Source organism: Parafrankia sp. EUN1f (genome assembly GCF_000177675.1).
In the GTDB taxonomy this organism is placed as follows: Bacteria; Actinomycetota; Actinomycetes; order Frankiales; family Frankiaceae; genus Parafrankia.
This window is the reverse complement of sequence record NZ_ADGX01000016.1, coordinates 60,574-82,978: the sequence shown is the minus strand read 5'-3', so window position 1 is coordinate 82,978 and position 22,405 is coordinate 60,574. Positions and strand designations below refer to the sequence as shown.

The window sequence follows — 22,405 nt, the reverse complement described above, 5'->3', positions numbered from 1 at the left end:
TCCTGGGTGGGTGACCATGCCCGCTGTCGTCCCCGTCGCTCTTCTCGCCGCGTTCCTGCTCGCCTCGTCGGCCGCGCTGCAGCAACGCGCCGCCGGCCGCAGCAGCTTCGCGACCCGCGCCGACAGCGCGCACGCCGTGCCCGGCATCGGGCTGCTGGCCGAGCTCGTCCGGGACAGGCTGTGGGTGCTGGGCTGGCTGGCGAACATCAGTGGCTTCTGCGTCCAGGCGGCCGCGCTGCATCTGGGGTCGGTCGCCGAGGTGCAGCCTCTGATGGTCTGCCAGCTGCTGTTCGCGCTTCCCCTCGGCCTGATCGGCACCACGCGACGGATGTCCCCGAGTGCCTGGTGGGGTGCGGCGGGCATCTGCGGTGGCCTGGCCGCCCTGCTGTCGGCGCGCGGCGACCTGCCCACCGCGGGCGGCATCGACGAGACCCGCCTGGTCGCGGCGATCGCGGCGACGGTGGCACTGGCCGGCCTGCTGGTCGTGATCTCACTCGGCCGACAGCCGGCCGCCCGCGCGGGCCTGTTCGGCGTCGCGGCGGGCCTGTTCTACGCCCTGACCGCGGTGCTGATGAAGGAGACCACGGAGCTGCTCCTCACCGAGGGCATCCTGCGCACGGCGATCAGCTGGGAGGGCTACGCGCTCGCCGCGGCGACGGCGAGCAGCCTGCTGCTCGGGCAGGCCGCCTACGCGAGCGGGCCGCTCGCACCGACGATCACGGCGATGAACATCACCAACCCGGTGATCTCCTATGTGCTGGCGGTTCTGCTCTACGGCGTTCCCGTACCGAGCACGGCCGGGCAGCTGGCGGGCGTCACGCTCGGCGCCACACTGATCACCGCCGGGGTCGTCCTGCTCGCCCGCACCCCCACGCTGCCCAGGGCCGGCAGCCAGCTGCCCTGACATCGGCCGACCGACCGAAATCCTCCACGGCCCAGACCCTGCCCACGGGCTGGACCAACATATGCCGCACCTGCCATTTCACGCCGAATCAGATCGCCGGTACATGCTCCCGGTTTGATCAGCAGGACAACCGTATCCGTTCTCTCGCCAGGGGCGATCACGGCTGGCGCCTCCCTGGCGAACTCTCGCATCAGACATGGGAATTATCCCATATCACGCGGACGAGGGCCGAGACCCGTAACCGGAAGGCACTCCGCGTGTAACACCGCATACATCATTGCGTGCGACAGTGGGGCATCCGGACATCCGGGTGGACATCCGTTCCCTTGACCCCTCATGGCGGTGATCTTGTGGCTGATATCGTGTCACTGACGGCCTCTGTTGACGGCGTTCCGACAGTGACGGAGACCGACGCGATATTGGCGGAGCTTCGCCAGATGCCACGGACCGCGCAGAACATGTCGCTTATGGATGACCTTTTGGAGTTTCGGTCACTGCTCGCGGCGGCCTCGAAGGATCGGGCCTCCTAGCAGGGTGCCGGCCAGGCACGTGGAGAGAGGTGGGAGCCAGAGCTTCCACCCACGGACTCCCCGTGCCTGGCCGGCTGTAAGCGATCTGTCACTGGTCGCCGAGGCGATCTGTCACTGGTCGCCGAGGCGATCTGTCACTGGTCGCCGAGGCGATCCGTCACTGGTCGCCGAAGCGCTGGCCCTCCTGGCCCTGGTCCCCACCGAAGCGCTCACTGGACTGTCCGCCCTGGGCGCCTACGCCGACGAGCTCCCGCAGCCGGTTCTCGACATACCGCTCGCTGTGGTGGGTCTTGTCGGCGATCCGGGCGATGAGGTCGTTGATGCCGGTCGCCGCGTCAACGTCAGCGCTGCTGACCTGACCGAACTGGTCGAGCAGCCGGTAGCGAAGCTGCCGCCAGTTCTGGCGCAGCTGCCGCTCGACCTGCTGGCGCTGCTGCTGCTGCTCCTGCTGAGTCATTTAAACAGAATCCTTCCGTCGCGATGGAAATTCACGAGGTGATGACGCGGAAGCAACACTACCCGCCACCTCCTGGAACGCAGCCCAGGTCACCGAACCAGCGTGGCTGCAATCAGTCTCACCATTACCTCAGATCGGGCAAGAGGAAAACGGTGTACACACAGGGATGATTTCTTTCCGGCGATGTATATCCGGAACCTGCCGCTGATCAACCGGGCCCGTCACTCCGAGGCAAAGGCCGGCAACTCGCGCAGTTCCGGCCGCAGACGTGGTCACCGGCCGATGATCGACGGGATACGCAGATGCTCGACGGGATACGTCGACGGACCTGGGCCGGGACGCCGTGGCGCGACGCGTCCCGGCGCGGCAGGGCGTCCCGGCCGAACCTGTCGACCACGCGCTGCTACGGAGCTGGCAGCGTGACGACGTCCGGGGGACGGATGCCGGCTCAGCCGCAGCCGGGGGCGGACACCGGAGTGCCGACAGGGGACGGACGGCGTTGGACGGTCCTCAGCCCACGCCGTGGCCGTCCCGCACAGCCCGCGGGCACCCGACAGGCCGGGTGGATCGTTTCTCCCCCGGGCCGCCTACCCGAAAGGGTCAGGGACCTGGCTGGCTAGTGCCGGCCCGGGTTGCCGCCGAACAGGCCACCGAACCCGCCCGGACCGCCGCCGAAGCCGCCGAGGCCACCGAAGCCGCCTCCGTGACCTCCGCCGTGACCGCCTCCGTGGCCTCCGCCGTGACCGCCCAGCTGGTTGCCGGCGAACCCGCCCTGACCGAGACCGAACTGCCCGGCGAGGCCCGAACCGGCCAGCGCGTCATAGGGCGGGAGCAGCTCACACGGCTGGACGATCACGTAGCCCTCACCGCTGAACTGCAGCTGCCAGCTCTCACCGGTGTTGCCCCGCGGCTTCCAGGCCGCGCTGGAGGTGACCGCCGCCTGCATCGAGACCTGCAGGCTCGACGACCAGCCGACCACGGCGTCCGCGTCCGCGAAGTAGTAGTTCTGCGAGGTCACCCGCATCACCAGCGGGGCCCCGGTGGTGCACACCACCACCTTGCCGTTGCCGCGCAGGTCGACCTGGTAGTTGCCGACGCCGGCGATCCCGACCTGGCTGTCGATCCGGACCAGGTCCCAGGTCAGTGCCTCGTCGAAGGCCAGCACGTTCTTGCCGTCCACGGTCAGCCCGTCGCCGGCGAGATCGAGGATGTGGATGTCCTGCGCCTGGTTGGCGAGGTAGACCGTGCCGGAGCCGGCGACCTTCATCAGGTTCAGGCCCTCGCCGCCGCTGAAGAAGCTGCGGAACCGCGAGCCCCAGCCCTCCCAGTGGGCGTCGAAGGTGGCCCCGCCCTGGTAGGCGACCATGGCGCCGCGCCGGGCGTAGAACTCACGCATGCCCTGGGCACCGAGGGTCGCCTTGAGCATCTTGCCGTTCTGCAGCGTGAACCGCTCGTTGCTGTTGACCTCGGGGTTGTCGAGCAGGCTGCTGCGGATGCCACCGGCCGGCCCGCCGGGACCACCCGCACCCGGGGGCATCCCGCCGGGTGGCATTCCCCCAGGTGGCATACCGCCTGGCGGCATTCCCCCGGGCGGGTAGCCACCGGGCATACCCGGGCCGGGCGGGTAGCCGCCGGGCATCCCCCCTGGCATCCCACCGGGGTTACCACCCGGGTGACCGCCGTACATCCCGCCGTGCGTCATGATCAGATCCTCTCACCCACGCCGACGGTCAGCCGCGCACCGAGAAACTCGGACGCTCGTCCTCGCTCGGTTGCACCACGACGAATCCCTGACCGGAGAAGCCGAGCTGGAACGCCTCGCCCGAGCCGCGCCCGATCAGCCCACCGAGGCGGGCGGTGCGCCGTGGCTCCACCCGCAGGCCGTCGGTGTAGGCCACGAGCGCGTCGGTGTCGACGAAGGTGGCCGCCTCCCGGGTGTCCAGCATGATCGGGTTGCCCTTGGCCGTCAGCGCCACCCAGCCGTGGCCGCGCACGACGACGTTGAACATCCCCATGCCCGAGAGCATGTTGACGCCCTTGACCCGTTCGATGCCCCACTGCAGGTTGGCGTCGAAGGCCAGGATGTTCTTGCCGTTGATCGACAGGCCCTCGCCGGCGAGCTGGACGACGATGACCTCCTTGCCGTAGTCGGCCAGGTAGAGCAGGCCCTGCCCGGTGGCGGTCATCAGCGGCACGCCCTCGCCGGTCGCCCAGGACGACGCGATCCGGCCGAGTTGCGGCGGCTGCGGGTTGAAGTCGATGAGGCCCTCGTAGGCGATCATCGAGCCGACCCTCGCGAAGAGGTCCTGGCCCGGCATCATGACCACCTTGGCGATCTTGGATCCGTGCTTGCTCATCCGATCCATGACCGGCGTCGGACCGTAGTGGTCCATCAGGCTGCCCTGCACGGCACGCTCCCCTCTGCCCGTCGACCCTCTGCCCGTCCGCGCCCCGGGCCGTCGGGCCCCGCCACGCGACACATGTCAGACCTCGCACGCATGTCAGCCGTCGGACGCATGTCAGACCTCGTAGGGCTGGACGACGACGAAGTGACCCGCGAATCCCATGAACTGCAGCGCGAACGACTCCCCACTGGCCCCCGCGTAGATCGTGCGGGAGACCCGCACCTGGGTCGACACGCTCACCCGCATGCCGGACGTCCAGGCCACCAGCGCGTTCATGTCCGCGAACGTCGGCCCGGCGACGTTCAGGGTCATCGGAGAGCCCTTGGTCATCACGACCACCGAGCCCGGCCCGGAGACCTCGAAGTGGAAGAAGCCGCCGCCCGGGATGCCGGGGCTCTCGATCCGGCGGACCTCGGAGCGCACGGTGGCGTCCATGGCCAGCAGGTTCTTCGAGTTGATGCACAGCGACGAGTTACCGAGATCGACGATGTGCAGGTCCGCGGCGTCCCGCGCGAGGAAGACCTCACCGTTGCCCCGGCAGGTCATGAGCTTGAGCCCCTGCCCGGTGAGCTTCTCCTCGATCAGGCCGCGCAGGCCCCCGCTCTTGTAGTCGAACTCGACGTTGCCCTGGTAGGCGACCATCGAGCCGCGCAGGGCGAGTGCGTCCGGCCCGAGGGTCACCTTGACCAGCTTGCCGTTCTGCTGGGTCCAACGGCCCGCCGTCGGCACCTCGCGGTACGGGTTGAGGCTGTTCATGGCGCCCGGCTGGATGGGCTGGGCCTGGGACGGCAGGTAGGGCACCGGGCCGGGGAACCCGGCCGGCGGGTGCGGCTGGCCGCCCGGGCCGGCTCCGTAGCCTCCCGGCACGGGACCACCGAACCCACCCGGACCGCCGGGGCCACCGTGACCACCGGGCATCTGCTGGCCTGGCATCTGCTGGCCGGGCATTCCCGGCCCGGGAGCGCCGTGGCCGTGGCCCGGGCCGCCGGGCATCGCCGGTGGGGCGGGCGGCGCCGCGGGCGGCTGGGCGTACCCCTGATGGGCGCCGCCGGCCTGGCCGTACGCAGGCTGCGGCTGCGGCTGCGGCTGCCCGTAGCCCTGGTTGTAGGCCGGTTGCGGCTGCCCGGGCCCCGGAACGGGAGCCGAGGGCGGCGGGGGCGCGTTGTAGGCGGGCGCGGGAGCCGGCTTGGTCTGCGAGACGGGGGCGGGCGGCGCGCCGAACCCGGGGCGCCGCCGGGGCCGCGCCGGCGGCGGCGCGAAGGACGAAGAGCCCGCCGGGGGCGCCGCCGGCTCGTCCTCCACCTCGCCGCCGTAGCTGCGGATCAGCTCCGCGAGGCCCCCGCGGAAGCCCTGGCCGACCGCGGCGACGCGCCAGACGCCCTTGCGGTAGACATCACCGATCATGATCGCGCGCTCGTCCGAGAAGTCCGCGCCGGTGAAGGAGTAGCGCAGCACCTCGGTACCACCGGCGACGATCCGCAGGTAGCCGGAGGTGATCTGGGCGGCGCTGCCCGCTCCGTCGAGCGCGGCGCAGAAGGCCAGCTTGTGGACGGCCGCGGGGACCTGCTCCAGCGTGATCCGGAACGACTGGGTGTCACCGGACTGCGCGCCGAGCAGCTGGATCGAGGACTCGGGCGACTTCGGCTGGTTGAAGAAGACGAAGTAGCGGTCGTCAGAAAGCCGGTCGGCACCGTCCAGGCCGAAGCAGGACACGTCCCATTCACCCGGCGCGTTGATCTGGATCCCGATGTACAGATCGGTGCCAGCGGTGATCGCCGACAGCTGGGACTTCTGCCCTCGACTGAACTGCGTTACCACCGCGCTCCCTCCCATCGGCGTACCGGCCCACCGCGGCACGAGCCGCACCAACCGGACTGTCCGGGAAACTAGCAGCCCGGGCCGCCGGTGGCAGGACCAGCATCCTGCCCGGTCCTGTCAGACCCCGGACATCGCCCACGCCGCGCACCGGCCCGGCAACATTTGGGACAGGCCACCGCAGGATCCGCCGATGTTCCCCGGCTCCCCTCGCCCTCGGCGCGTCGGTGGCGTTGACTGGATGCCATGCGCTATGTGGATGTCGTCTCCACAACGAAGAAGATCTCCAAGATCGGGCTGGGCACGTGGCAGTTCGGCTCGCGCGAATGGGGCTACGGCTCGTCCTACGCGCAGACGGACGCGGTGCTGATCGTCCGGCGTGCCCTCGAGCTCGGCGTGACGCTGTTCGACACGGCCGAGATGTATGCCTTCGGACGCAGCGAGCGCATCCTCGGCGACGCGCTCGCCGAGGCCGCCACGCCGGCCTCCGCTCCGCCGGCCTCCGCTCCGCCGGCCTCGCCCGCCGGTGCGGTCGCGGCCACGGCGCTGGGCAGGGAGACGTCCGCCGCGGTGCGGCCGGAGGAGGCCTTCATCGCGACCAAGATCTTCCCGGTGCTCCCGGTGGCACCGGTGGTCGAGCAGCGCGCCATCGCCAGCGCGAACCGGCTCGGCGTGCGCACGATCGACCTGTACCAGGTACACCAGCCCAACCCCGTCATCCGGGACGGCACGACCATGCGCGGGATGGCCTCGCTGCGCCAGGTCGGCGTCGTGGACGAGGTCGGCGTCAGCAACTACTCCCTGGAGCGCTGGCGCGCCGCGGAGGCCGCGCTCGGCAGCCGGGTGCTGTCCAACCAGGTCCAGTACAGCCTGGTCCGCCGCCAGCCCGAACGCGATCTGATCCCGTTCGCGCGCCGTGAGGGCCGCCTGATCATCGCCTACAGCCCGCTGGCGCAGGGCCTGCTCTCCGGGCGCTACGACGTCACGAACCGCCCGCGCGGGGCGGTGCGCAAGGCGAACCCGCTGTTTCTCACCGAGAACCTGGCTCGTCTCACACCGCTGCTCGACGTCCTGCGCGACGTGGCGTCCGCGCACGACGCGACCGTCGCCCAGATCGCCCTGGCCTGGGCTGTTCACCACCCGAACGTAGTCGCGATCCCGGGTGCGTCCAGCGTCGCCCAGCTGGAGAGCAACGCGGCGGCGGCGGAGATCACGCTGACCGACGGCGAGTACGACGCGCTGACCTCCGCGGCGGAGAACTTCTCACCGCTCACCGGCCCCACCTCGTGGGCGGCGATGGCCGCGGAACGCGTCGGCAACCGTACCTGACCCAACGGCTGGTCCCGGGGCCCTGCGCGGCTTCGGGACCACCGGGCACGGCTCGCTGCGGACCATCGCCGCGAGGTGGGTGGCCTGCTCGCAGGTGCCCCGGCCAGACAGCCGTCGTCCGCCGCGGCGCTCGAGCATCCAGTCCGGGCGGGGGCGCGCCCACGGTCGCCTTGTCCGCCGAACACCGCCTCGTTGGCTGGATGTGAAGAGAATCCGCGGCCGACGGAACCCAGTCCGCGAAAGATCGACGCTGATGCGTGACGGGGCTCAGCGAAGCATGAACCCACGGTCGGCTCGCCGCCCAGGTGGGAGACCATGTCCCGAACAATGGGGACCTGGCGTGCCTGCCGAAAACTTGCCTGAAGCTCCATATCCCACCACCGATAGGAGAAATTTCCGCTGCCGATCTCCATCGCCGGAAACTGCGGGCCCCGCTTGGTGATATTGAGCGGCTGCGACGACAGTCCCAGCGAAACAGCGTGAAGGTGGAGGAAAGGGCCACCCCGATGTTGTACTGCGGATACCGGTTCTTGTAACAGCATGCGGCGAGAATCGTCGCGAATACCTCCTTGGCCGTCTCCGCAGCACTCCACCCCTGCTCTTCACCGCTGTCCGACCACGCCCGCCGACTCTCCACGTACTCACGACAGAGCGTCGAGCTCACGCCGCCCCCGCCGGGCGGCCTCCACGCAGCTCGGCAGCGTCATGGCCCTGATATAGGTTTCCGTGCCCCCTTTGAAAATCCATTCACGGGTGTCGGCGCGGGCCTCGGCAAGCGCATTCGTGACTTCGGTGCCGGAGATGATCCGGATCGGCCTCGTCTCGTCCAGGGACTCCCGGGCGAGCTCGACCGTGTTTCCCACCTCGTTGAGGCGGCCGACCTGTCCGGTGAGCGGCGACAGCACCTCTTCCAGCCGCCGCCGGGTGGTGGACAAAGCACCCTCGACGGCCTCCCGGTGGGAGCGGTCACGGAGAACGGCCGTCGCGAGCAGGGCGAGCACCAGTAGGATCGAGCTGTTGACGGCTTCGACACCGAGAACGTCAACCAGGCTGAGGACGGCGACCACGAACGCGATGGCCAGCGATATCAGGCTCTCCGCGTAATGACCGAACCAGCCCCCGAGGCGTCCCATATCGCCGGACCGTAGACCCACGCTCCAACGGGTGATCCCGTCCAAGGACGGGATTCACCGCGATTTCTGATTTCTTGACGGAAAGAAATTCGCTGCCGAGCTAGAAGGTCGTGCGGTCGTCGATGTCGCCGCCGTCGCGGTGGGTGCCGTCGTCGGAGATGATGTGGAAGGGCGGGCAGACACCGGTGGAATGGTGTGCCGCCGCCTCCAGCGCCTTGCGGACCCGCTCCTCCGGCTCCTCACCGATGGTGCTGTGCAGCGACCCGCGCGCGTACTCCTCACCACAGCCGGCGGCATCGTAGTTGTCGACGGTGCGGCCGATCTGGTAGTCGGAGTCGATCCGGTAGAGCTGGCCTCGGATACCGACCAGGAACTGGCCGCCCGACTCGTTACCGGCCTCGTTGCGAGCGAAGCCACCCTCCCGAAGGCAGTCTCGAACAACCGAGACGAACTCGGTGGCCATGAAGCGGTCTAGGTCCCAGGTGTGAGGGACGGGCGGAACGAGGCTGTAGCGCAGCAGCTGGCCCATCCGGAACGAATCCGTGAACCCCATGATGAACTCGCCGTTGCGAAAAACCTTCGTGTCCGCACGGACCGTGATCGACCAGCCGGCGACGCCAGCGCTGTCTCCCCCGATCACGACCCGTCCGTCGTGCTCCACACCGACGATGCAGGTCACGGTTGGAGATGTTATCGGGTGGTTCCGAGGGGCCGACCGACCGCCGCCGGCCAGCCTGTCATCGCCCGCCCGGATCCCATCGTGCGACGGTTTTCGGGCGGGCTGACGGGCTGGCTAGCTGGCTAGCTGGCTACCGAGCAGCCGCGACCGCGGGCAGGATCACCCGGTGCGCACCGGTGTACAGGTTCATCGACGATCCGCGGACGAAGCCGGCGAGAGTCATCCCGCACTCCTCCGCCAGATCCACCGCGAGCGCGGACGGCGCCGACACGGCCGCCAGCACCGGGATGCCGGCGAGCAGCGCCTTCTGCACCAGTTCGAAGGACGCCCGGCCGCTCACCAGCAGCACATGGCCCCGCAGCGGCACCCGGCCCGCCCGCGCCGCCCAGCCGACGACCTTGTCGACCGCGTTGTGCCTCCCGACATCCTCACGCACCACCAGGACCTCGCCGTCGACGTCCGCCAGGGCCGCGGCGTGCAGCCCGCCCGTCGCGGCGAACAGGCGCTGCGCGCGGCGCAGACGTCCCGGCAGGTCGACCAGGACCTCGGCGGTGATCCGCACCGGGTCGTCGCCGATCTCGTACCGCCCACGCAGGCGGACCGCGTCGATGCTCGCCCGCCCGCACACCCCGCACGAGCTGGTGGTGTAGAAGTTGCGGCGAAGATCCACGTCGGGCTCGGGCACGCCTGGCGCGAGCGTCACATCCAGCACGTTGTAGGTGAGACGCCCCTCGTCGTCGACGGAACCCTCGCTGCCGGCGCAGTAGCGCATTCCCGCGACGTCGGCGGCGGTCGCGATCAGGCCCTCGCCGAGCAGGAAGCCCATCGCGAGATCCATGTCGTCACCCGGCGTTCGCATCGTGACGGCCAGTGGGTGCCCGCCCACCCGGATCTCCAGCGGTTCCTCCCCGACGATGGTGTCGGGTCGCGACGTCGGCTCCGTCCCCAGAGTCACCCGCATGACCCGACGTCGCGTTGTTGCTCGCCCCATAGGCTCACCGTCCTCCAGGTGGGTCGAGAAATCCACCATGTCGAGCCATCGGCGGCGTAGTTCACTGACTCCATGCACCCACATCCCGACGCCGACGGACGATTCGCCACACGACGTGTCGCGCCGCGTCGCACCGTGTCGAGAAGATTTCTCGTCAGGTGTACGGATTCCCGGCCAGTCCGGGGTGTCTGGTCCATGACGTGGCGCGATCAGGCGCCGCGTACCTGCTACAGCTATGTGATGGCACGGGACGCACCCGCCTGCGTTCCACCGGAGAACACATCCAGTGACAAGGGGACGGAACAGCCATGGGAATGAAGCGGTTCATGTCGCGGCTCGGTGTCGGCGCCGCCGAGGTGGAGACGGTGCTGGATCGTCCGGACGCACTGCCCGGTGCGGTGGTGACCGGGCTGACCACGATCACCGGTGGCTCGGTCGACCAGGAGATCGAACGGGTGCTCGTCGCGCTGGAGGCGACCGTCGAGGTCGAGACCGAGGACTCCACCTGGCACGAACAGGTCACCTTCGGCACCCAGCAGATCGGCGGCGGGTTCGTGATCCGGCCCGGCGAGAAGCAGTCCGGCCGCTTCGAGCTGCCGGTGCCCTGGCAGACGCCCATCACCGACGTCGCCGGCTGGCATCTGCACGGCATGAAGATCGGCGTGCGCACCACGCTGTCGATCCCCGGCGCACTCGACCCAGGTGACCTCGACCCAGTGGCCGTGCATCCGCTGCCGGTGCAGGAGACGGTGCTCGCCGCGCTCGGCGACCTCGGCTTCCACTTCCACTCCGCCGACGTCGAGAAGGGCCACGTGCACGGCTCGGACCTGCCCTTTTACCAGGAGATCGAGCTGAAGCCGTCCGGCGAGTACGCCCGCCGGATCAAGGAGCTGGAGGTCACCTTCCTCGTCGACGGCGCGGGCATGGACGTCGTGCTGGAGGCCGACCGCCGCGGTGGGCTGCTGCACTCCGGCGGCGACCAGCTCAGCCGCTTCCGGGTTGGCCACCACGACACCGACCGCCACGCCATGGCCGGCGCGCTGCACCAGCAGTTGCAGGCCCTCGGCGCCCGCCGCGGCTGGTTCTAGAGCCGCGGCTGAATCTGGACCAGCGGCTGGATCCCGACCGGCGGCGATCCCGACCGGCGGCGATCCCGACCGGCCCGCCGCAGCCATGATGCGCGGCGTCGAAGGCTGGCGCCGCAAGCGGGCAACAACCGCAAGCGGGCAGCAGCTACAGACAGGCGGCAGCTACAGGCGGCCAGCAACAGGGCCGGCGGGCTCAGCGCCGCTGGAGATAGGCGAGGACCGCCAGGACCCGCCGGTTGTCCGCCGGTCCCGCCGGCAGATCCAGCTTCTGGAACACGGTGCGCACATGGTAAGCGGTTGCCTCGATCACCGGATCGAGGCGTTCGGGAACCTGGACGTCGGCAGTGGTACGCACCGTCGCGCGAGCGCGGCCAGCGCCACCGCCAGCCCGGCGTCGGTGAGCACCGCCGGACGGATGCCCTGGCCGAGGTCACGCAGCTCCCGCACAGCGAGGCGCAGCTCGTTGTCGAGCTCGTCGAGGAGCCGGTGCCCGGCGGGCGAGCCGACCTGGCCGCGTAACACCGCCAGGGTGAAGCCGATGCCGAGCAGGCGTTGCTGGGCGCCGTCGTGCAGGTCACGCTCCAGCCGCCGACGCTCGGTGTCCGCGGCCGCGGCGATGCGCTGCCGGGAGGCCTTCACCTCGGCGAGCTGGTGCTGGATGCGTGCGTGCAGGCGGGCGTTCTCCAACGCCAACCGTGCGGCGGCTCCGGCAGCATGCAGGAGGTCCCGGTGCGCCACGAGGGCGGGGTCATGGATCATCACCGCAATCGGCGGGGAACCCATCACCGTGACGGCCCGCGACCCGTCCGTGGGTACGGTGTACCGCTCACCCGCCACGTCGACGAGCCCTTCGTCTCCCTCATCGGTAGGAAGGGCACCCGTGGTCATGGCACCCGTGGTCAGGGCGTCGGTGGTCAGGGCATCGGCGGGGAGGCGGTCGGCGGAGAAGGCAGCCGCAGGGAAGGCCTCGACGGGAAAGGCCAACCGCAGAGTGCGGTCGCGCAGCGTCCGTCCGAGCTCGGCCTCAACCTGGTGGGCCGGTACCCGTTCCAGCCGACGGACCAGATCACCGACGGCGGCGAACGCGAGGCGCTCGCTGAGCAGGCCGGCGAAGAACGGCACGACCAGCGCGGCGGCGGCCGCCCAGGTGTGGCCGTAGTAGAAGATCGTTTCCGGGACGGAACCGGTACCGGCGACGACCGTGGCGACCTCGAATCCGGCGAACATCGCGACGGTGCCGGCGAAGGCTCCGAGGGCGAACCCGAGGATCCGCCGCTCCCGGGCCGTGGACCGGGCGACCCTCAGGGCGAGCAGGACCAGCACCGCGGCGGCCAGCACGACCCAGGCGACCAGTGAGCACCGTCTGAGCGCGAGGTAGAGCCCACGATCCGCGACCAGCTGGATCGGACTGTCATAGCACCAGAAGACACAGGTCGTGTGATCCACGGTGCGGGTGACGAGCAGCAGCGGCCCACCGACGGTCGCGAGCGCGAACGCGCCGGCGACAAGGCCGCGAGCGGCCCGACCATGGACCCGGCCCGTGGGATAGCCGAGCAGTATGTGCGCGGACACCGCGTACTGGAACATCGTGAGCCCGGCACCGACCACCGTGAAAAAGGCATAGCCAGGAAGCTCCGCCGACGGCGCGAAGTCGTGCGGATTTCCCACCAGGACGAGGTAGCCCAGGCCGAGTGTCCATGCCCCGTGGCCGCTACGGGGTCGGATGCGCCAGATCACAAGACCAGCTCCGGCGAACCACACACCCACGCCGATCTCCGAGGCAGCGTCAGAAAGCCCTGTCGTTCCGTAACCCACCGCCACCCAGAAATCCATCGCCAGCAGCGAACCGAGTAACCCGGTATGCAGAGCAAGGAGCCGGGCGGAGGGTGCCGTCCCGCGCGCGGACACCATGCCCCGAACCTTAGCAGCGGCCGCCGCCGGCACGGCCGCCAATTCCCTGCACCGCTCCAGGCGGAGACGGATTCATGGTTTTCCATGAGGGCGGTTCCCTGAAATCCGTGAGGTTTGCCGGACGGCTCTGCTCCTACCATGACCGCCACGTCCGACGGAATGAGTGGGGTGCGGGATGAACGGAGCCTGGCGTAGCCGGGAACGGGCCGGCGGCTGCTCTGGTACCGAAGGCCGAACTGACGCGGCAGGCTCGCGCCTACTGCGCGGATGGAGCGAAGGTGACCTGGCGTGAGTACGCCGGCGACGACACGAGGCCGCCTCGTACCGCCTCGAGGATGCGACCGCCTTCCTCGCCGACCGCTTCGCCGGGCGGCCCGCGACGTCCACCTGCTGACGCGCCTCGGCTGTCGGACGCGGGCGCCAGGCTTCGGATGTTGGACGCAGGCCGGCAAGCCGGAAGAACCGAAACCCGGACAGCCGACCGCCGAGCATATAGCCGACCACTACACCGAACGCCGGGGCGATGGCCAGCGTCAGAAGCCCACGCAACAAAAAACCCACATCCAGGCAGGACCGGACCCGACAGCCCCGAAACTCCCCCGTGTTCGGGACTCGTTTACGGACCACATGCGGGTGATGCAGACCCCCTTCTGATCGATCTGGGAATGCGACGGTGACGGCTGGGGCGTCTGCCTGTCAAGGCGGTCTGGGTGGTGGGTGAACTCGTTGTGTCCTCCGTTCCCCGGCCCGGTCTCGCCGGTCGTTTCCCGGCCTGGCATCGCCCTTGCGATCGAACACCCTTTCGACCGTGTGGCGTGTTTCCGGACCGGAGGTGTAGGGCCATGACCCAGCCGCGGCCGGGGGTGTTCCGGTGGACCAGTCCGACCGGCCGCCGGTACGAGGTCCGTCCGCATTCGTATCTCGACGGGGAGAACACCACCACCGACCACGGCATGTCGGGTGAAAACGGCCGGCCGGGGTGACCGCACCCCCCACGAGAGGGCTCGGCCGACGAGCAGGGCAGACCCCAGCGATCTCGAAGGATCCCTTCCCGCCTCACACCGCTCAAAGACGGCGGGCGAAGTGGAATGACGGGATCGTGAAGCCGGTACGGAGGAAGAGCCGATGCGCGTCATGGCGGTGGGTGCCGGCGTCGAGGTGGATCTGCGCGCAGCCCAGGCGGCGCGCCTCGCGTTCGACCCAGGCGAGCAGCCGGGTGGCATGACCGCGCCCACGCATGTTCGGCATCGTCGTCAGGTCATCCACGAGCAGATGCCTGCCATAGGCCAGGGAGCTGCTCTCCCGGAACCCGGCGGCCGCGACGACGCGGCCCGACTCACCGTCCCACGAGCCCACCAGCCGGTACCCCTGCGGCCGCTGTTCCTCGTTCACCAGCCGGACGAAACCGGCCGAAGTCAGGTGAGGCCGCAGCTGCCTCATGGGATCGAACGCGAGCCAGGTACGTTCGGCCTCCAGCTCCTCTATCTTCACATTACTCATTGTTACAGCTCCATCGCGCGATGTGTGGACGGGCTCCCCCTCGAGGCGGGAGAAGCCCGGACACACCCCTGATGGCGGCCCGGGTGGCCGCGACCGCGCGGCTCAGACCGCCTCGCCGAGGGTCTCCGGCACATCCGCGGTCACCAGGTGGGCCGCCACGAACTCGACCACGGCGCGAACGAAGGCGAGCCTGTTACCCCGCTCGGAGACCTCGTGCCCCTCTCCCGAAAAGAGCAGGTACTCACACGGCACCCCGCGGGCCCGCGCGGCGGCGACGGTCTGTTCGGCCTCGAACACCGGGACGTTGGTGTCGTGGTCGCCGTGCACGACCATGAGCGGAGCCGCGAGTGCGTCCATCCGGTGCAATGGCGAGAGCGCCCACAGGAGATCACGATCGGCAACCGGATCGCCGTACTTGGTGACGGCGGGTGCGGCGATCCACGGCTCGGTGTGCTGATAGAAGGTCTCCAGGTCCACCATGCCGCACACGTCGACGCCCACGGCGAACAGCTCGGGAAACCCGACGAGCGCGGCCAGAGTCAGGTAGCCGCCGTAGGAGCGGCCCGCCACCCCGATCCGGCCCGGGGCGGCCAGGCCCTCGTCCACCAGATAGGTGACGGCGCTGGCGACGTCGGCGATTCCGGCGAACCGCCGCTCCAGGTGGTCGGCCTCCTCGAAGGACCGGCCGAACCCGGTCGAGCCCCGCACGTTCGGCGCGAAGACGGCGATGCCCCGCGCGAGCAGCGCGTGGAACAGCGGGTTCAGCACAGGGCGTTCCTGCGCCTCCGGGCCACCGTGGAAGTACAGCAGCGTCGGCACCGGGCCCGGGCCGACAGGCGGGCGGTACCACCAGCCGCTCAGTTCCAGCCCGTCGTGGGCACCGAAGCGGTGGGAGACCGGGCGGACCAGCCGGTAGCCGACGGCCTCGGCCGCCCACGCCGACGGGTCCAGCGCGCCGTCGACGGAGGCGGGCTCTACCGACGCGAGCTCAACCGTGGGATAAGCCGTCGGTGTGTGGGAGACCAGACATCGGTAGGCGGGCCCCTCGGCCGCGTGTGCATCACCCGGAGCCAGGCCTTGGCCCTGCTCCGCTACTCCCGCCTGCGCCAGATCCAGCGTCCACACCTCGCCGGGGGCGGTGGACCCCGCGAGCCCCAGGATGAGGGTCGATCCGTCGGGGCTGCTCAGCAGGCGAGTGACCACCTCCCTGGGCGGCGGCGGCAGTGCTCGGGTTACGCCGGTCGCGAGGTCGAACAGCACCAGCTCGCTGCGCCCGCCGACGTTCCAGCTCAGCACGGCCCTGGTCGGGTCGATCAGGATGAAGCGTTCCAGGTCGGCGTCGTCGCGCCCGATCACCAGCCGCGCCGGGCCCGGAGTGCCGTCGGGGCCCGGGATGACCTCCAGCAGGCCCGACCGCTCCCGGCCCAGATCGCTGGCGAGCAGCGCACGGGAGCCGTCGACGGTGAACGTGCCGGCGACGGTGGTGGCGGTGCCACCGGGGACCACGAACCGCGCCGCCACCGCGGCCACTGGCAGCAGCGCCTCGGTAGCAGGCAGCAGCGCCTCGGCAGCCACCAGTGCCTCGACAGCTGGTTGCGCTTTCGCGGCCGCTGGCTGTGGTTCCTCGGGCGCTGGCTGTGGTTCCTCGGACGCTGGTGCGCTCGCGGCCGCTTCTGGGGCAGCGGCGGCGAAGTCGGGGACCGGAACCGATGTCAGCAGGATCCGCCGTGCTCCTCGCGGGCCCTCACGCAGCAGCAGCGACAACCGGCCGTCAGCGTCACCCGGATCTTGTGTTTCTTCATGCACGGCACAGACCTGCAGGGCCAGGCCGACCGCGAGATGGCGACGATGTCCCGACAGGTCGACGGCCAGGGCGTGGGTGAGGCCGGACCGGACGGATTCGGTGACCAGCAGGAGCCGGCCGCCCGCCAGCCACCGAACCGCGGTGGCAGCCGAGGGTTCCGCGGTGCCTGCCGGGTGCCCGCCGGCCAGCTGGTGCAGGCCCGTGCCGTCGGGCTGGACCACGCGGACCTCGGTGCGTTCCCCTCCGCCGGGCGCGACGACCAGGGCGATCCACGTGCCGTCAGGAGACCACAGCACGGACCGCACCTGGCCGGGGCCGGTGTCGACGACCCGTTCGGTCCCGTCGCTCTCGCGGATCCACAGCGCCGGGGTCCCGGTGCGGTCGCCGACGAAGGCGAGGGCACCGTCCGGGCCGGGCGACGGCCCGCGCACGCTCGGCGGCGCGGCCCATTCGTCGACCAGGTCGCGCGGGCCGCAGTCGGGGCGCTGCCAGGGAAGCTCGACCCCGGCGCCCGACGTGACGACCTGCCCGGCAGCCGCTGCGAGCTGCCCGACGTCCACCGCGAGCTGCGCGACATCCACCGCGCGCTGCTCCGACCGCGGTGCGGCGGACTGAAGCGGAATGCCGGCGGAGACCGACTCGACCGGACGGAGCATTCACACCCCCTGTGTCTGCAACCACATCTCCAGCAGAGCGGCCTGCCAGAGCGCGTTCGCTCCCAACGTTGTGCGGTTCGAGTTCGGCTCGGCGAGCATCGTCTCGACCCAGTCCTTGCGGAACAGCCCCCGGGCCCGCGCGGCCGGGTCCGTCAGCGCGTCGGCGACCCGCTCCAGGAACGGGCCGTCGAGATGACGGATGGCCGGGACCGGGAAGTATCCCTTCGGACGGTCGATGACGTCCACTGGCATCAGCGGTCGACTGAGGTCCTTGAGCACGCCCTTGCCGCCGGAGGCGAGCTTCAGCTCGGGCGGGCAGGCCGCGGCCAGCTCCACCAGTTCGTGGTCGAGGAACGGGGTGCGGGCCTCCAGACCGGCGGCCATGGTCATGTTGTCGACCCGCTTCACCGGGTCGTCGACCAGCATCACCGTCGAGTCGATGCGCAGCGCCGCGTCGACGGACGTCTCGGCGCCCGGCTCGGCGAACCGTTCGGCGACGAGGTGGCGGCTCGCGTCGGCCTCGATGAGGTGGTGCGCCTCGACCATCTCCGGCAGATCGGCGTGCGGGCGGTCGGCGAAGACCTTCAGGTAGGCGTCCACGGCGTCGGCGCGCGGTACCGCGGCCAGTGGCGGGTACCAGGCGTAGCCGGCGAACACCTCGTCCGCGCCCTGCCCGGACTGCACGACCTTGACGTGCCGGGCCACCTCCTGGGAGAGCAGGTAGAACGCGACGCAGTCGTGGCTGACCATCGGCTCGCTCATGGCGGTGACGGCCGCGTCGATCGCGGGCAGCAGCCCGCTGCCGGGCACCCGGATCTGGTGATGGTCGGTGCCGAAGCGGCGGGCGATGATGTCCGAGTAGTGGAACTCGTCCCCGGACTCGCCACCGACGTCCTCGAAACCGACGCTGAACGTGGCCAGGTCACGCTGCCCGGCCTCGGCGAGCAGGGCGACGATGAGGCTGGAGTCGAGCCCGCCGGAGAGCAGCACGCCGACCGGCACATCCGCGACCATGCGCCGACGCACGGCGATGCGCAGCCGTTCACCGATCGCGTCCTGCCAGTCCCGCGCCGTCCAGGCAGCGTGCTCCGGGCGGCGGGTGAAGTCGGGGCGCCAGTACACCTCGTCGCGGGTGGTGCCGTCCGCCTCGACGATCCGGATGGTGGCCTGCGGGAGCTTGCGGACGTCCGTGAGGATGGTGTGCGGCGGCGGCACCACGGCGTGGAACGACAGGTAGTGGTGGAAGGCGACCAGGTCGATGTCGGACGACACCTCGCCTCCGGCGAGCAGGGCCGGCAGGCTGGAGGCGAACCGCAGCCGGCGCGTGTCCCGCGTCACGTAGAGCGGTTTGATCCCGAGCCGGTCGCGGGCGAGGACCAGCCGGCCGGTGTCGCGTTCGTACACGGCGAAGGCGAACATGCCGGCGAAGTGGTCGACGCAGCGGGCGCCCCAGTGGTGGTAGGCCTTGAGGATCACCTCCGTGTCGGAGGTGGAGAAGAAGCCGTACCCGGCGTCGACCAGCCGGTCGCGCAGCTCCTGGTAGTTGTAGATGCAGCCGTTGAACACCGCCGTGAGCCCGAGCGCGGTGTCGACCATGGGCTGGGCGCCCCGCTCGGAAAGGTCGATGATCTTCAGTCGGCGGTGACCGAAGGCCACCGGGCCCGCCGACCAGGTGCCGACCCCGTCCGGGCCGCGCGCGACCATCGCGGCGGTCATCCGCCCCACCGCGGCGACGTCCGCCCCGCGGCCGTCGAACCTCAGCTCACCGCTCAGCCCGCACATGTTCCAGCTCCCGTCGATACGGTCGGTCAGACGGTCGTTCTGCTCCCCCTCGGCCTGGTCCACGCACCCGGGTCACCGAAGTCACCGAAATCGGCGAAGGTCACAGGCAGACGCGCGCCAGGTGCGATCAGTGGGTGACGCGGCGCCTACCGCGCCACCCACCTTCCTGGGCCGAGGTTTCACCACGATGACAGCGGTGTTGCTGTGCGCAACACCACAGTGACCCGAAGCCTCGGGGTGTCAGGACCGAAGCAGCCAGGTGTCCTTGGAGCCGCCCCCGCGCGAGGAGTTGACGATCAGACTGCCAACCGGCGCGACTCGGCTGAGCGCCGCCGGGGCGACGATCGTCTCCCGCCCGGCGTAGACGAAAGCCCGCAGATCCACCGCACAGGGCGCGAGCTCGCCGTCCACCCAGGTCGGGTGAGTCGACAGTGACACGACCTCCTGGCCGATCCAGCCCCGCGGGTCGGCCAGGATGCCCGCGCGGGCCTGGGCCAGCTCCGCGGGCTCGGCGGCCGGGCCGATCACGACCCCGGCGCCGCCGTAGCCGTCGACGGGCTTGACGACGAGCCGGTCGAGGTTCTCCAGGACGTGGTCGCGTTGGTCGGGGTCCCCGCAGACGTAGGTCGGGACATCGTCGAGCAGGGGCTGCTCACCCAGGTAGTAGGTGATCATCCGGGCGACGAAGGCGTACACCACCTTGTCGTCGGCGACACCGTTGCCCAGCGCGTTCGCCAGCGCCAGCGTGCCCGCGCGGACTGCCCGCAGCAGACCCGGCCCGAGCGGCGCCCCGTCGGCGCCGGGCAGCCCGAGCAGCTCGTCCTCGTCGACCCGCCGGTACAGGACGTCGACACGCCGGCGCCGGCCCCGACCACCCGGCACGGCGTACAGGATGTCGTCGTCGACCAGGATGTCCGTCGGGGTCAGCAGCGGCACCCCCATCTCCTCTGCGAGGAAGGTGTGCTCGTAGTAGGCCGAGTCCCGCGGCCCGGTGGTGAGCACGGCCACCGCGGGCTCGCCGTGCACCGCCGGCGGCGCCGCGGCGACCAGTGCCTCGTGCAGAAGTGCGGGCACCGTGCTGACGCTCAGGATGGCACCCGGCGGGCTGAGCTCGGGCAACGCCGAACGCGTCAGCTGCCGGGCTTCGATCGCGTAGGCGACCCCGGAGGGCACTCGCAGGTTGTCCTCCAGCACGAGCCATCCCCCGTCGCCGCCGCGGACGAGATCGATGCCCGCCACCGTCGCCCGGGCCCCACCGGACAGCGGTGCGCCGTCGCGGGACAGCACCCGACCGGTGTGCCGCAGGCCTGGAGAGTCGTTGACCACCCACGGCGGGATGACGCCGTCGGCGACCGCAGCCCGTTCGGAGTACGTGTCGCGCAGGAAGGCCTCCAGCGCCCGTACCCGCTGGGTCAGCCCGGCCTGCAGCCGCTCCCAGTCGGCCGCGGCGACGATCCGTGGCACCAGGTCAAACGGGAACGGGCGTTGCTCGCCGTCGACGCGGAAGACCACGCCGCGTTCCACCTGCTCGGCCTGCATGGCCTCGCCGCGCTCCGCGAGCACGGCCGGGCCCAGGCGTTCCAGGGCACGCGCGACGGTGCGGTACGCGGGCCGCACGCCCTCGTCGACCGACATGACCTCGTCGAACCCGGCCGGCTGGTACTGGCCGAGCAGGGAGCGCGCGGCCCGGGTCGCCGGCAGCGGCAACGCCACGGCGCCACCAACACCAGCAGCAGCAACAACGACGCTGCCGCGGGTGCCGAAGCCATCGAACGGATCCGTCTCCGCGGGCGGCGACTCGCGGGTCTCGGTGAGCAGCAGGTCGGCCACATCCGTCAGCAGCCCGCGGCGGGCGTGGGCCCGGCGCTGGCGGGAGGCGGCGCTGCCGTGCCCGACCGCGGCTTCGGCCAGATGCCCCACCAGCTCCCAGTCTCCGAGCTGCTCAAGCTCGGGACGAACCTCGGCCAGCAGCCGCCGCAGCAGCTCCTCCGCCGGCACGCTGCCGGCGCCGGACGTGTCGACCAGGTCGCCCTCGATACCGGAGCGGGCCGCCCGCCAGGTGGCCGCCCGCAGCAGCTCGCTGCGGGGCGGTGGCGCCGGGTCGCCTGCCGTGACGGAGTCGATCGCCCGGCACACCAGCGCCCGGAACAGGCCGGCGATCAGGATGACGGTGTCCACATCCGGGCAGGCGTCGCAGATGCGCAGCTCGACGGTGGGCAGGTGCGCCGAGGGCCGGACGTCGAAATAGACCATTCCGGGGTCGCTGATGACGCCGGTCTTGACCAGGTCCGCCACCAGCTGGTCGTATTCCGCGGCGGTCTGGAACGGGCCGGCGACGCCGGCGGTGGGCCATCGCTGCCAGACCATCGTCCGCATGCTCGCGTAGCCGCTGTCCTCGCCGTTCCAGAACGGTGAGGAGGCCGAGAGCGCGAGCAGCATCGGCAGCCACGGTGCCACCCAGGAGGTGACCGCCATCGCCAGGTCCCGATCAGCCACGTCGACGTGGACCTGAGCGCCGCAGATGAGCTGCTCGCGGGCGAGGAGCTGGTATTCCTCCGCCATCTGCAGGTATCGCGGGTCCGGTGAGACGTCGTGGGCCTGGGTGGAGATCGGTACGGTTCCGGCGCCCACCGGGCCCAGGCCGAGCGGCTCCGCGACGGCGGCGAGGCGACGACGCAGGGCGACCAGGTCCGCCCGCAGGTCCGCCAGGTCGGTGCACGGCCTGCTGTTCGTCTCGACGACCGACTTCAGCAGCTCCTGGGAGAACTGGTCTTCGGGGAGCCCACGCAGTATCTCGGCGGCCCGCGGAACGAGTCGCCGTGTTTCGAGATCGAGGATGTGAAATTCTTCTTCTACACCGACCGCCGCAATCCGCGCGTCGCTCATGAATACCTACACTAGGGCCGACGGGTTACGGGGATATGTCCTGGGCGTATCACCGCTGCTCACCCGGGCCCGATTTATTCCGGGCGGGATGTCATGATTTGCCATGCCGCGCAGATGAATCCCGCGCACGGGGATCCTCGGCTCCACGGGCACGCCGCGGCCTCGCCTGTTCACATCGGGCCTGTTCACAGTCGGCTCCGAACCTGTTCGGGCGCGGTCCACCACGCATGGCGGATTCCATGCGGGCCAGATCCGCGGACGGTCACCCTGCCCGCTGCGCAGCGGGCAGGGACGACGCCTGCGTGCCGGCCTGGGCAAGCCGCAGCCACCGCCAGCACGCCTCCCCTACCCGCAGAGAACCAGTTTAAACCATGACTAATCGCCCTAATCGCACTCGGATCGTCAGGCGGCCGATAGCGCCACAGGCACCGGGCGGCGGCCCATCCGCAGACGGAACGACCCATCGGCCACCATCCGAGTCCGACCGGTACGAGCCCACCAGGACGGCCGTCGGGATACGCGCCGCGATCTCGAT

At 70.5% G+C, this 22,405-nt stretch carries 16 protein-coding genes; 4 read left to right on the top strand and 12 right to left on the bottom strand.

Annotated features, from left to right (window positions below; all coding sequences use genetic code 11):
• Window positions 1-16: 16 nt before the first annotated feature.
• Complete coding sequence (locus FREUN1FDRAFT_RS07095) at window positions 17-904, top strand: DMT family transporter (protein WP_006539304.1); 888 nt, start codon at window positions 17-19, stop codon at window positions 902-904.
• A gap of 687 nt (window positions 905-1,591) precedes the next feature.
• Here FREUN1FDRAFT_RS07095 and FREUN1FDRAFT_RS07085 read toward each other — a convergent pair.
• The 4 genes from FREUN1FDRAFT_RS07085 to FREUN1FDRAFT_RS07070 form a co-directional block, all read right to left on the bottom strand.
• Window positions 1,592-1,891 carry a hypothetical protein gene (locus tag FREUN1FDRAFT_RS07085; protein WP_006539302.1) on the bottom strand — a complete coding sequence of 100 codons (300 nt, stop codon included), beginning with the start codon at window positions 1,889-1,891 and terminating at the stop codon, window positions 1,592-1,594.
• A 616-nt stretch (window positions 1,892-2,507) separates the two neighbouring features.
• Window positions 2,508-3,593, bottom strand: a complete 1,086-nt coding sequence (locus tag FREUN1FDRAFT_RS07080) for an AIM24 family protein (RefSeq protein WP_006539301.1) — start codon at window positions 3,591-3,593, stop codon at window positions 2,508-2,510.
• A gap of 28 nt (window positions 3,594-3,621) precedes the next feature.
• Window positions 3,622-4,299 (bottom strand): AIM24 family protein, encoded by a 678-nt coding sequence (locus FREUN1FDRAFT_RS07075; RefSeq protein WP_035950461.1) that lies wholly within the window; start codon window positions 4,297-4,299, stop codon window positions 3,622-3,624.
• A 111-nt stretch (window positions 4,300-4,410) separates the two neighbouring features.
• On the bottom strand, window positions 4,411-6,114 hold the full coding sequence (locus FREUN1FDRAFT_RS07070) for a TerD family protein (protein ID WP_006539299.1): 1,704 nt from the start codon (window positions 6,112-6,114) through the stop codon (window positions 4,411-4,413).
• Window positions 6,115-6,357: 243 nt separating this feature from the next.
• Between FREUN1FDRAFT_RS07070 and FREUN1FDRAFT_RS07065 the strand changes: the two genes are divergently transcribed.
• Window positions 6,358-7,440 carry an aldo/keto reductase gene (locus FREUN1FDRAFT_RS07065; RefSeq protein ID WP_006539298.1) on the top strand — a complete coding sequence of 361 codons (1,083 nt, stop codon included), beginning with the start codon at window positions 6,358-6,360 and terminating at the stop codon, window positions 7,438-7,440.
• 641 nt (window positions 7,441-8,081) lie between these two features.
• Here FREUN1FDRAFT_RS07065 and FREUN1FDRAFT_RS39540 read toward each other — a convergent pair.
• The 3 genes from FREUN1FDRAFT_RS39540 to fdhD form a co-directional block, all read right to left on the bottom strand.
• A complete protein-coding gene (locus FREUN1FDRAFT_RS39540) occupies window positions 8,082-8,573 on the bottom strand; it encodes a hypothetical protein (protein WP_006539296.1) in 492 nt (163 codons plus the stop codon).
• Between the two features lie 100 nt (window positions 8,574-8,673).
• Complete coding sequence (locus tag FREUN1FDRAFT_RS07055) at window positions 8,674-9,252, bottom strand: hypothetical protein (RefSeq protein WP_006539295.1); 579 nt, start codon at window positions 9,250-9,252, stop codon at window positions 8,674-8,676.
• Window positions 9,253-9,382: 130 nt separating this feature from the next.
• Entirely contained in the window at window positions 9,383-10,243 is an 861-nt protein-coding gene (gene fdhD, locus FREUN1FDRAFT_RS07050) for a formate dehydrogenase accessory sulfurtransferase FdhD (RefSeq protein ID WP_083828588.1), read from the bottom strand.
• Window positions 10,244-10,551: 308 nt separating this feature from the next.
• Here fdhD and FREUN1FDRAFT_RS07045 point away from each other — a divergent pair, with 308 nt between their 5' ends.
• On the top strand, window positions 10,552-11,331 hold the full coding sequence (locus FREUN1FDRAFT_RS07045) for a sporulation protein (protein WP_006539293.1): 780 nt from the start codon (window positions 10,552-10,554) through the stop codon (window positions 11,329-11,331).
• Window positions 11,332-11,637: 306 nt separating this feature from the next.
• On the opposite strand, the gene FREUN1FDRAFT_RS07040 is transcribed toward FREUN1FDRAFT_RS07045, so the two are convergent.
• Window positions 11,638-13,242 carry a histidine kinase gene (locus tag FREUN1FDRAFT_RS07040; RefSeq protein ID WP_006539291.1) on the bottom strand — a complete coding sequence of 535 codons (1,605 nt, stop codon included), beginning with the start codon at window positions 13,240-13,242 and terminating at the stop codon, window positions 11,638-11,640.
• An 842-nt stretch (window positions 13,243-14,084) separates the two neighbouring features.
• Here FREUN1FDRAFT_RS07040 and FREUN1FDRAFT_RS43530 point away from each other — a divergent pair.
• The gene (locus FREUN1FDRAFT_RS43530; protein WP_006539290.1) at window positions 14,085-14,225 is read left to right on the top strand and encodes a hypothetical protein; all 141 of its coding nucleotides are present in this window, start codon (window positions 14,085-14,087) and stop codon (window positions 14,223-14,225) included.
• Between the two features lie 82 nt (window positions 14,226-14,307).
• Here the strand turns inward: FREUN1FDRAFT_RS43530 and FREUN1FDRAFT_RS07035 are convergent, their stop codons facing one another.
• The 4 genes from FREUN1FDRAFT_RS07035 to FREUN1FDRAFT_RS07020 all read right to left on the bottom strand — a co-directional run bounded on the left by FREUN1FDRAFT_RS07035 (window position 14,308) and on the right by FREUN1FDRAFT_RS07020 (window position 21,870).
• Entirely contained in the window at window positions 14,308-14,733 is a 426-nt protein-coding gene (locus FREUN1FDRAFT_RS07035; protein ID WP_050795763.1) for a GNAT family N-acetyltransferase, read from the bottom strand.
• Between the two features lie 111 nt (window positions 14,734-14,844).
• Window positions 14,845-17,202 carry a prolyl oligopeptidase family serine peptidase gene (locus FREUN1FDRAFT_RS07030; RefSeq protein WP_006539288.1) on the bottom strand — a complete coding sequence of 786 codons (2,358 nt, stop codon included), beginning with the start codon at window positions 17,200-17,202 and terminating at the stop codon, window positions 14,845-14,847.
• Window positions 17,203-18,984, bottom strand: coding sequence for an N-acetylglutaminylglutamine amidotransferase (locus FREUN1FDRAFT_RS07025; RefSeq protein ID WP_035950498.1), 1,782 nt, complete (start codon window positions 18,982-18,984; stop codon window positions 17,203-17,205).
• A gap of 240 nt (window positions 18,985-19,224) precedes the next feature.
• Window positions 19,225-21,870 carry a carboxylate--amine ligase/circularly permuted type 2 ATP-grasp protein gene (locus FREUN1FDRAFT_RS07020; protein WP_006539286.1) on the bottom strand — a complete coding sequence of 882 codons (2,646 nt, stop codon included), beginning with the start codon at window positions 21,868-21,870 and terminating at the stop codon, window positions 19,225-19,227.
• Window positions 21,871-22,405: the final 535 nt, after the last annotated feature.